Below are 9,724 nucleotides of genomic sequence, written 5' to 3' on the forward strand. Positions count from 1 at the left end.
TCTTCAACATCAACTACTCCAGTTTGGATCACACGTTTTACCCCAACTCTGTGTCCAGAAAAACCGGAGCCGCCGCAATCTTAGAAAAAAGCGCCCTGAGCGCTTTTTTCGAGGCGGTTAAAGGCTGACCTCGCTGACAGGGTGGTGGCAGAAAAAATGGGTGCAGCCCGCAAAAAGGCTGCACCCCTTCTTTTTGGTGCGTGTCAGAAACGATTTTCGGAAATAAAAAAACCGCCAGCGCGAACTGGCGGTTTTCGATGAGGGTTCGTGTGCTCCCTCTCTGGCACGGCAGCGTTACGAGACGATATTTCCGGTCGTGAACGTGAACGGCCTGGTAAAAGTAGCGCCGTTCACCGTGCCGGACACCGACACCGTGTACGTGGTGTTCGGAGCCAGCGGCGTTGCCGGGTAGGCTACCGCTGCGTACGTCTGAAGCAGCTTGTTCGGATCGTTGGCCGAATAAAGCAGTTGCAGGTTGATGACGTTGCCAGACGGGTCCGTCATCGTGCCGGAAGTCAGCACAATCGTATCGGTCGCGTTGCCCATGACGATAACCGGCGTTCCCCACGGACCCGATGTGTTCGGCGGCATCGGATTTTCCGAAACAGCCTTGTACGGAACGCCGGTCACGCCTTGGCACGGGAACGTAATCGGGCCGCTCGTCGTGAGTTGTTGCATCGATGTATTTATCAGGCTCATCGAGCCCCACACCGCCGGGAAGCCATTCAGCGACGTTTCATACTCGCCAATACCAATCGTCGTAACCGGCGTCAGGATGGCTTGCGAGTGATACACGGTCGCAATCCATTCGTTGACCAGCGTCTGGCCGTACTGCGTTTCCGAAAGTGCGGATGTGGTCCAGTAATTCGCGCTCACACCCCAACCCATTGCACCGGTAGACGGAAATCCGAAATGCACAGCACGATCAAAGTAGCTCACGCCGGTAAAGCCTTGCTGTCCAGCCGTTTCGTTGTCAGCCACCGTGTTATTCAATCCTTCCCACATCGCGTGAGCTTGCGCAGCCTGGTCGAGAACGGTGTTTTCCTGGACGGCTGGAAGACCACATTGCTGGCGGTAAGCGTTCACCTGGTTGAACATGGCCAGTTGGGCGCTATTGCCCGCGTATTGCGCCGTCGACTGAGTTCCAGTAACAGGCGAGCCTGCTGAACTCGGGGCGCTAGCAGGAGTCGCTGCGCCGGCCGAGCTGCTGCTGCCGCCACCACCACCGCCGCCGCATGCCGAAAGGGCGAGAGCGGCTGCTGCAAATGAAAACGCGGTCAGTGCTGAAATGTCCTTCTTCATTCTGTTGAACCTTCGATCGTTATTGGCCGTGCCCCTTGCACGACCTTGATTTCATGTTACCTGGCGCAGCGCGAAGTCAAGTCTTCGTGCTGCTGCATGCGTTCCGCATAAATGCCCAATTCCAGCGTGTCGGTACTTTAGAGATAACGGAAGTTGTTCGTAAGTCTTGAGCGGTGAAAAAAAAGCCCATCCTATCTGCGACAGCGGCGATCGAAGGGCCTTCCGCTACCGTCTTCCCGAGCGGTTTTTTCGACGGTTTATGCGAATTGCACTAAAGAGAGCGGCGAGCAGTGTGCCGGCGATCGCCGGTTGCTGTTTTCCGATCGTTGAGAGCAAAAGCGATCCTCCCCAGACCAGCGCGACGAAGAACACTAGGGGCTTGAACGCCTTACTGTCCAACAGCCGCAAGATTCGGTCGCCTGATCGCATGCACCGCTTCGCATACTGTTCGTTGGATTTTTCGAGGTCGAACGTCTCGGGCGTCGCCTGACGCTCCGCTCTGTAGTGCCGCTCGTATTGCTGGAACCGTGCGTCGCCGCGGCCCCGCAGCCAGGCCGCGACGCTGTCGCCGAAGAGATAGGCAAAGTCCTGCATCAGTGCATCACGTCCGAGCAGAACTTGACCGCGCCTACCACACCCGGAATGCATTGGCCGTCGGCTTCGGCGTGGAACTCGCCAGTCTCGATGTCGCGCCAACCGAACTGGATTCGGCCATCGTGAGAAAAGACCACCATCCCAATCTGAACCGCGATTTCTTCATGCATGGCGCGACCTCCGTTATCGTGATTGCTTGCGCTTGCTGACCTGGCTCTTTGGCGAGAGAAGGTAGTTGCAGCCGGGGCAGCTAAAGTCCTTCGCCAGTTCGATCTTGCCCTCGCTGTTGGACAGCAGATAGTCGGTGCCGCAACCGCGGCACGCAGCCATCGTCAGTCGGGAGTCAAGCGCCATCGCCCGTGTGAGGTGGTTGCCGCGATCCGCAGTGATTACGAGGCTCTTGCCGAACGTCCTGGCCATGATGTCGTTCGCCGCAATGAGCGCTTCGGGGATGTTCCCGCCGTTGTCCAAGGCGCTTCGGAACAGCCACACGTAGGTCGTCGCCTGGAGCCGATGAACCGCCTGCTCAACGTACCAGGTGAGCGAGGTAGGGTTGCAGCCACAAGGCGAACTTACGCCGTGAATTTGCCGGTAGATCGCACGCGCCTGGCCCTGACGAAGGCTGAACAGGTTGGTGGCGGTCGACGCCCGGCAGCCTTGAGCCATCATCATGCGGGCGTAAATCTCCTTGTCGCTCCGTTCGAGTCGCAGGTCAGTCCACGTGTTCTGATAGGGCAGCGATGCCGCGCTGACGGGCGACGCGCTCATCAGGTAGTGCGCCACGGTCTCTTCTGTAAACCATCCAGCGCTAAATTCCATCCAGAAATCTGCGTCGTGGAAACGCCACCGGAACAATGGGAATTTGATTGCGCCGATCGCGTTGTCGAGCCGCGCCATCGGCAGCGCTTTGAGATACGACGCAAGTTCTCTTGAAATGCCAAGCAAAGGGATCGCGGCGACGTTCATGTGCAACACATCCTTGAGCAACTGGATGTACGCCTGATTGTAGTGATAGATGTCACGGCTAGTGATTTGATCCACTCGCGGCATCTCTCTGGTCAACCTCTCGACGTTTTGGGAGTCCATCGCGCCGTCGACAAACGTTTCCCAGTCGCGCGGATCTCCGAGGACCGGAGCAAGCGCAACAAACGGAAGATTCATGAGCATTGCCTTCGCAGCGGCATGCTGCCTGAAGGCGTCCATGTTCGCGTGTGAGACGCCAAAGATGCTTTCGAGCTCGGAATGTCCAGCGAGTGCGAGAAACATGAAGTCGGTAAGCGAAAAGTTCGTGCGCTGGATTTTTTCAGCCAGCCACGGCGTGAGCAGTACGTTACGTGCTTCGGTGATGAGTGCTTTATCAGTAGACATTTTGGTTCATTCTTCTTGTTGGTCCGGCGCACGGTCCAAGGCGCCATTCGCTATCGCGTCCGCCTATTACCGATGCAACGCCGCTTCAATTTCTGTGACGTATTTGCGCAGTTGCGCCGCTAGCGCCTCAAGCGCGCCGTTGTACTGTGTGGGATCCGTGGATGCCAGCACGGCAAGCTGGAACGTGCTCATTTTGCCGCTTACATTTTCCCAGGCGGCGGTCAGCGCTTCGAGAGAATCTTGCACTGCCTTGCTGGCAATCAGTTCCGCTTGTTGACGCTTGAGTTCCGCCTCGATGGTGGCCTGGTCATCTTTGAGAGCCTGCGTCCTGCTCTTTGCCTCTTCGAGTTCCTCGAGCGCTGCCATCACCGCCTGCCTGGTTGTCTCATAGCCTGCGGGAAGCGTTTCAACGGGGACCTCGACCTTTTCCACTTTCGCCGGCGCATTCTGAGCAGCAACAAGTTGCTGCGAAAGCTCCTCGAGCTTTTTGTTTTTGGCAGCCAGTTCCTGTTCCATCGCTGGGTAGCCGGAAGTCCGTTCGGTCAGTGCAGTGCGAAGGTTGGAGATACTGTTCTCCTTTTCGGCGAGGTGACGCTCGTAGGTCGCGAGCTGTTCCCTGAGGTGCTGGCTTTCGCGCTCGGTGACATCAAGTTGCGTCTTGTGATCCTCAAGGATTTCGTGGATTTTTTCCAGTTCTCGCTCGGCGTCTTCAACCCGCTCATCTTTCTGCTGGAGTTGCCGCAAAAGCCTTTCGACGTCATCCCTCGTCATTTTCTTGCTGTCGGGAAGCTCTGCAGCTTCCTTTTTCTTCAGCATGATGGTGTTGATCTGCTCTTCTGTTACGTCTTGCGCGGCCAGAAGATTGAGTTCCCCGTAGCTGAATACCCGGATCGCTTCCGCATTGTCGGCAAACTTCTGATGGCATCGAATGTAGCTTCGTGCGCTAGGCTGTGTGATGCCCATCGCTTTTTGAAAGAATGCAAAGCAGAGCTGCGCCGCCTTTCGACGCGCAGGGAACGTATCGCCGACCTTTGCAGTCTGGCGCGTGATGCACAGCTTCATCATCTGCTGGAGATGACCGCCAAGGATGATGAGTTCCTGCACGACCTTTGACCGTGACTCGGAAACCGACACCATGTGCTCTGCGAGCTTGGAAATGAACTCGGTGTCTTCCTGCCCAGAACCAAAGATCTCCCGGGCAGCCGCGGCGATGTTGTCACGCGTTACCGCAGTCGGGTCTTCTACGCTGAACAGGAACTCATTCATCGGATCGAACGGGGCCGCGACGGCATCGGGTTCCGCGTTACCGTCGTGTGATGTGCTCCCCAAAAGCAGTCCCGGAACTGGCGCTCGCCTGGACGGCTTCAGTTCAGTACTGGATGTCTTGCCATTTTGCATTCTTCTCTCCAGACGTTGAAAGAACGACCACCCCTAGTTGTCGTCGTGAAAAGAGCATTCGCCCTAGATTGAAGCGCGACTTCGCGCTGTCATTTACTCGCGCATGTCGCTCGCACGGTTGCCCCGCGGCTGCTTGCCGATACGCGGAAAGGTCGACACCGTTCTCGCCGGCGCTCTCCGTCAGGGACCTAAAGCGCGCCACGAGGTCTTCCCGCGTCATCTTTGGCTTTCCTGCTTCGTGCATACCATTGGGGCGATATGCTCGTTATTGGTTTGTTATTCGGCGAGGGCATTGAGCTCACTATGTAAGAACCTTTGTCTCCTCCGCGTTGCCGCCGAACAGAGAGAGTAACGCCGCGAAACAGACGTCAATCTGCGAAAGGCGGCCTTTTCATACCACCTTTCGCAGGGAACCTGTCTCTCTGGGTGCCGCAAGGGAAAACCCTTATTATCGGTTTCATTTCAGAAACGTTTAGACACATTTGTAGTGTGCTTATACCAATATGCGTTTTGAATGATAAAAGTCACATTGCGACGCGGGCGCGATGGGCGCCCATCGCAGCGCATGACGTATCGATCAGAAGGGCGATTCCGGCGGTCGCCTTTGTCACCTCAACTGTTGGCATCCCGCCGTAACTGTCACGTCGCGCGCGCAGCCAGTGCGGGAGGTCGCCAAGGGAAAGAAGATCAGAGTGCAGCGCGGGGCTCAGGTGCGCATCGTCAGAAACGAGCAACCCGGCGCCGGCGACCGGCCACAGCGAGGGGAGACGGCTGCGAAAGAAGGCGACCTTCGTCTGGTTCTGTTCCAGCGGCGATCGACGGTCCTCTGCTTTGCCGTCGCGATCTGTCCTCGTCAGGAAGCCGGGAACCGAGGCAGGACTGATATAGCCCGACCAGTTCTTGGTCTCGAACACGAAGATGCCGAACGGGGTGACGGCGAGGTGATCAATCTCGACGGTGGGGAAGTCCGCGCCAGGTGCGTGCTCAATAATGATCGGCCCGTTGAAAAGATGGTAGTCATCGCCGCAGAGAGCCGTCAGGCTGTTTCGCAACGCGGCCTGCGCTTTCGCTTCGCCTGCTTCTCCGAGTGCCAAGCTGCGGTCCGTGGGTTTTCGCCGGAAAAGGTCGCCCAACGACGGATGTTTTTTCCGAGCGACGATTTGCCACGCGGCTACTCCCAGAAGAATCTCAAGAAACATTGCTGCCCCATGCGTTGATGATGAGATCAGCTTGACACGGCTATTTCGAAGTCAAGGAAGCGAAAGACGCCGGATTCGTATTGCAAAAGCGAAAGCACACCTGTTTTCTGAAGCTCTTCCGCCGCCCGGTCGGCTGGCGATGCGTAAAGTCACTCTTATCCCCGCGTGTTAGACGCATCGACTCGAGTTGGTTGGCCCTGTGACGTAATGCGGCCGCGCTCTATCCCCTGTTCGCTTCCGCCGATAGCTGCTTTCCTCACGTTTTATCCGAGCCGTGAGGAAAGCGTCTCTCCGCGCGCCCGATTTCCCTGCTCAATAGAGCATCGAAACGGTCCAGTGCCTTCCAGCCTGGACAACCCCTAGTGCGTAAATTTTTCTGGAGAGAAAAATGCCGAAGCAGTTCTTGATGAAGGCGACTCGTTCGCCCATGTCGTTTCTCGCTGTGTGCTTTGCGCTTTGGCTCGCGGCACATTCATTTTTCGCCGCACTCTTTGTCGGCTACCTCGCGATTAAATGGATCAGATCAGCGATCCGTGACGCGTTGAAAGACGAGAAAGAGACGAGCGATACAACAGCGGCAACGCCCGCGACTGCCCAGCCTAAGGCTGAAGCGGTCCCGACGGCAGCTGTGACACCTATCAAACGACAGAAACGACAGTACGCCAAGTCGCCTGTCGTTGTTCCGCTTAAAACCGGCACCGACGAATAGTCGGCTCGCCACTGACCGCAAAGATGCCCTTCGGGGCGTCTTTGCACCTTCACCCCAACGGGAACCAACCCGTTGCGGGCATGGGTTCCCGTTCACCGGAGATACCCCATGGAAACCGAAATCACGGCATGGCAACTCGATATGTTCGGCGGGGAATCGCCGATCCTCGCCACCTCACCTATCAAGCCTGATCCGCTTCCCGATCCGCAGTACTGGAGCGAAGCGGTGCGCGAAAAGATGATCGACGCACTCGTCGGCCTCGCCACTGACAGTCGTCGTGGCGACAACATGCCCGAGTCGCTGATGGACTGCTGCACGCTCCTGAGCGACAGGCTCCGAAACCGCAAAAAGCTCGAACTCGACGACTACCGGGCGACGCTCGGCTGGGTGATGGAATTCTGGGACGGCGCTCTGCCGTACCGGTACGTCTGCCTTATCAACGGCGTCGACCCCGAAATCCTGCAGGACGTGATCGTCAGTAACCCGCTGCTGAAGCGCGACATGGAAGACGTTCGTCGCTGCTGCTTCGGCTCCTTGCTGTAGGAGAGCCGGAGATGACAGCAACGACATTCGGCAAAGTCCTGAGCGGACTCTTCGGCCTTGGCGAGCCTGTATCAGCGCCGGCACCACCCGCTCCGGTGGTGGTAGGGCAAGGGGGCCGCAACGAGCGCCAGGTCATGATCGCAGGCGAGGTGCGGCTGTTCCGCGACGAAGGCGATGTAGTCGTTCAGTTTCGCCCGGCCTTCGATTACCAGTTGCGCGACACGCCTGTCGGCATGAAGCTCGTACCGTCACTCGACCCTCACTGGGCCGTCGTTGACGAACATCCCGGCCCGTTGAGGGACGCAATCGCTGCGGCGATCAAGGCAGCGGCTTCGCCGGTCGCCCGGGAGCGTGAAGCCGCAGAGCCAGAGCGTCCTCGTGCACCTGTGCAAGTCAAGCCAGCTACCACGTCGGTCGTGATAGAGAATGCGGCGCCAGCGCTGGCGTCGTCCACGAAAGCCTCGGGGCCGCATCGCACCGAGCGTTCGCACTACGGCGTCGTAACGGAGTGGGGCGAGCGCGAGTTCCCCGATGGAAAGCGTCCCGGCAAGACCTACGAGTCGTTCTGCCTGACGCTGGAGAACCGTGGACAGACCCGCCTGTTGCAGGGCGAAGGCCTGCGTGACGCAATCGCCGAGACGCACTGCCGCATTGGCGATCGCGTCGAAGTCCGGCGACTCGGCAAGACGAAGGTGCCCGCAGTCAATTCGCGTGGGGAGCCCATTCTTGACGGAACGGGCGCTCAGGTCCTGTGGGACAAGTGGCTGTGGTCTATCAAAAAGAAGTCGTGATGAACATCCAGCACTTCTGATCCCGAACTCTCTCACCTTAGTTCCTGTATCTGCTCACCTTCGCTGCCTTGACCATCCCTCACGGGTGGCTGGGCGCGAAGTGTGGGTTTTTCTTCCTCGCGTTTTTCAGTAACTCCAACCGGCAGCGCCCGTCCTTGCTGAGAAAAGCCGTTCCGGGTGACGTACGCGTAACGGACGGCTTTTCTGAGCAACGGTTTCACCGCCTGTAAGGGCATCGACCTCAACCACACCACTACTGGAGTGACATATGAATGTTAAGGACCTGAAGCTGTCCCCGGAACAGTGGGTAGCGTTGCTCCAGAAGTACGGAGTGCCCGCAACCTCATTGACCGGAAAAGGCGCGCCTTGTCCGATCTGCGGCGGTAACGACCGCTTCACATATGACAACAAGCGCGGCCGCGGCGACTGGGTGTGCCGCAAATGCAATGAAGGAAGCATGAAGGCCGGCGACGGCTTCGAGCTAATCTGCAAAGTAGCGGGGATCACTTTTCGAGAGCTGATGCTTGAGCTCAAGGGCGGTCCGCTGCCGGCGCGCGACACGCCGCGATTCTCTTGTACTGTGCCTTCGCCCCGTCGAAAGGCCGATCCGGCATGGGCCCGAAAGCGGCTCGAGTCGATGTGGGACAGCGCGGTGGCTCACGGCCGCGACGATCTCATATCGAGGTATCTACGTGCGCGAGTGCCCGGTCTCGATCTTCCGTCGTCGCCGGCGCTCCGTCTGGCAATGCTCGAATGTCGGCACGAAAAAAAGGTCATTGGAAAGTGGCCCGGCATTCTCGCCAGATTCACGTTGCCTGATGGACGCCTCGGCACACTTCACCGGACGTTCCTTGATCGGTCCAAGCCCGCGAAGGCAACGATCATCACTAACGATGGCGAAGTCCTGCCTTCAAAGATGAATGACCTGACGCTGCACAAACTCAACGGCGGCGCAGTCCGGCTGATGGATCCGGTCAACGGTGAGATCGGCGTGGGTGAAGGGCTGGAATCTGTGCTCGGCGCGCACATGCTTTTCGGCGTCCCGGTGTGGTACTGCCTCAACCGTGTGCTGCTTTCGGACTTCGTTGTTCCTGAAGGCTTTGGAATTCGCGTAGTGCACATCTTCGCGGATTTTGATGCGGTTGATCCGAAGACGCGAAAGTCTCCTGGGATGGCTGATGCGCTGGCGCTTGCGAAACGGCTTCGCGCCGACGGCTATACCGCGATCGTTCACCGCCCGAAGGTTCGCGGGACTGACTTCGCGGACGAATGGATGACGTCATGTAACAAGCCTCGCGGTCCAGCCGTGCCTGTGCGGCTCGGCAGCACGCGCGAGGCGCTGCACATCTGATTGACAGCGGCTTTGTCCGCTCAGTAGTTGTTCTTAACCGCCTGGTGGGGATTCGTCCCCGCCGGGGCCGCAATCTGTCTGGGCCTTTCTCATGGAGAGAAGCATGTTCAGGATGATTGTTGGCCGGTTTGAGATTGTCGCTACTTCGGGTGTTAAAAACGGTTCGGTGCGGGTCGGCAAGTCGCAGGCGCAGGCTTACGATGTGATCGACCGGCGTCAGGCAGTGAATACGAAACCTGAAAAGGTCGGCCTGGATCTGGATGACGCGTGGACCTATTGCGTTCGCCATCAGGGTCGAGATAACGCTGTCGCCTTGTTGCATTGACTTAACCCCATAAAGACAAACCCGGCCGATGGCCGTAATGCCGTTCAGTTAAGCGACTGAACGGCATTTTTGTTTGTGCGCCCAGCATGGGCGCACTCCTGCGGGTGTAAGTCCCGCCATAAGCTGGTCATAGCGAATGAAGTG

11 protein-coding genes are annotated in these 9,724 nt (G+C 58.1%); 5 read left to right on the plus strand and 6 right to left on the minus strand.

Annotation, left to right across the window (positions count from 1 at the left end; translation table 11 throughout):
• Nucleotides 1–294: 294 nt before the first annotated feature.
• From EVC45_RS42305 to EVC45_RS42325, 6 genes are all read right to left on the minus strand, one after another.
• Entirely contained in the window at nt 295–1,302 is a 1,008-nt protein-coding gene (locus tag EVC45_RS42305; RefSeq protein WP_129964038.1) for a CAP domain-containing protein, read from the minus strand.
• 225 nt (nt 1,303–1,527) lie between these two features.
• Nucleotides 1,528–1,896: a hypothetical protein gene (locus EVC45_RS42310; protein WP_129964039.1), complete on the minus strand. Its 369-nt coding sequence runs from the start codon at nt 1,894–1,896 to the stop codon at nt 1,528–1,530.
• Complete coding sequence (locus EVC45_RS45960) at nt 1,896–2,066, minus strand: hypothetical protein (RefSeq protein ID WP_168991653.1); 171 nt, start codon at nt 2,064–2,066, stop codon at nt 1,896–1,898. The genes EVC45_RS42310 and EVC45_RS45960 overlap by 1 nt, the downstream gene beginning before the upstream one ends.
• Before the next feature lie 13 nt (nt 2,067–2,079).
• Entirely contained in the window at nt 2,080–3,264 is a 1,185-nt protein-coding gene (locus tag EVC45_RS42315) for a FlhC family transcriptional regulator (protein WP_129964040.1), read from the minus strand.
• Nucleotides 3,265–3,330: 66 nt separating this feature from the next.
• Entirely contained in the window at nt 3,331–4,662 is a 1,332-nt protein-coding gene (locus tag EVC45_RS42320; protein WP_129964041.1) for a hypothetical protein, read from the minus strand.
• Nucleotides 4,663–5,186: 524 nt separating this feature from the next.
• Nucleotides 5,187–5,861: a nuclease-related domain-containing protein gene (locus EVC45_RS42325; RefSeq protein WP_129964042.1), complete on the minus strand. Its 675-nt coding sequence runs from the start codon at nt 5,859–5,861 to the stop codon at nt 5,187–5,189.
• Nucleotides 5,862–6,249: 388 nt separating this feature from the next.
• Here EVC45_RS42325 and EVC45_RS42330 point away from each other — a divergent pair, with 388 nt between their 5' ends.
• The 5 genes from EVC45_RS42330 (at nt 6,250) to EVC45_RS42350 (ending at nt 9,580) form a co-directional block, all read left to right on the plus strand.
• Entirely contained in the window at nt 6,250–6,570 is a 321-nt protein-coding gene (locus tag EVC45_RS42330; RefSeq protein ID WP_129964043.1) for a hypothetical protein, read from the plus strand.
• 108 nt (nt 6,571–6,678) lie between these two features.
• Nucleotides 6,679–7,113: a hypothetical protein gene (locus EVC45_RS42335; protein WP_129964044.1), complete on the plus strand. Its 435-nt coding sequence runs from the start codon at nt 6,679–6,681 to the stop codon at nt 7,111–7,113.
• Between the two features lie 11 nt (nt 7,114–7,124).
• A complete protein-coding gene (locus tag EVC45_RS42340; RefSeq protein WP_129964045.1) occupies nt 7,125–7,904 on the plus strand; it encodes a hypothetical protein in 780 nt (259 codons plus the stop codon).
• 268 nt (nt 7,905–8,172) lie between these two features.
• A complete protein-coding gene (locus tag EVC45_RS42345) occupies nt 8,173–9,255 on the plus strand; it encodes a primase-helicase zinc-binding domain-containing protein (RefSeq protein WP_129964046.1) in 1,083 nt (360 codons plus the stop codon).
• 103 nt (nt 9,256–9,358) lie between these two features.
• A complete protein-coding gene (locus tag EVC45_RS42350) occupies nt 9,359–9,580 on the plus strand; it encodes a hypothetical protein (protein ID WP_129964047.1) in 222 nt (73 codons plus the stop codon).
• The last annotated feature ends 144 nt before the right edge of the window (nt 9,581–9,724 follow it).

This window comes from Paraburkholderia sp. UYCP14C, assembly GCF_004197395.1.
Classification (GTDB): domain Bacteria; phylum Pseudomonadota; class Gammaproteobacteria; order Burkholderiales; family Burkholderiaceae; genus Paraburkholderia.

What these genes read in the sequence shown, in the direction of transcription:
- EVC45_RS45960 (WP_168991653.1), bottom strand. Translation starts at nt 2,066, where the DNA reads ATGCATGAAGAAATCGCGGTTCAGATTGGGATGGTGGTCTTTTCTCAC.
- EVC45_RS42330 (WP_129964043.1), top strand. Translation starts at nt 6,250, where the DNA reads ATGCCGAAGCAGTTCTTGATGAAGGCGACTCGTTCGCCCATGTCGTTT.
- EVC45_RS42320 (WP_129964041.1), bottom strand. Translation starts at nt 4,662, where the DNA reads ATGCAAAATGGCAAGACATCCAGTACTGAACTGAAGCCGTCCAGGCGA.
- EVC45_RS42340 (WP_129964045.1), top strand. Translation starts at nt 7,125, where the DNA reads ATGACAGCAACGACATTCGGCAAAGTCCTGAGCGGACTCTTCGGCCTT.
- EVC45_RS42310 (WP_129964039.1), bottom strand. Translation starts at nt 1,896, where the DNA reads ATGCAGGACTTTGCCTATCTCTTCGGCGACAGCGTCGCGGCCTGGCTG.
- EVC45_RS42325 (WP_129964042.1), bottom strand. Translation starts at nt 5,861, where the DNA reads ATGTTTCTTGAGATTCTTCTGGGAGTAGCCGCGTGGCAAATCGTCGCT.
- EVC45_RS42315 (WP_129964040.1), bottom strand. Translation starts at nt 3,264, where the DNA reads ATGTCTACTGATAAAGCACTCATCACCGAAGCACGTAACGTACTGCTC.
- EVC45_RS42305 (WP_129964038.1), bottom strand. Translation starts at nt 1,302, where the DNA reads ATGAAGAAGGACATTTCAGCACTGACCGCGTTTTCATTTGCAGCAGCC.
- EVC45_RS42335 (WP_129964044.1), top strand. Translation starts at nt 6,679, where the DNA reads ATGGAAACCGAAATCACGGCATGGCAACTCGATATGTTCGGCGGGGAA.
- EVC45_RS42350 (WP_129964047.1), top strand. Translation starts at nt 9,359, where the DNA reads ATGTTCAGGATGATTGTTGGCCGGTTTGAGATTGTCGCTACTTCGGGT.
- EVC45_RS42345 (WP_129964046.1), top strand. Translation starts at nt 8,173, where the DNA reads ATGAATGTTAAGGACCTGAAGCTGTCCCCGGAACAGTGGGTAGCGTTG.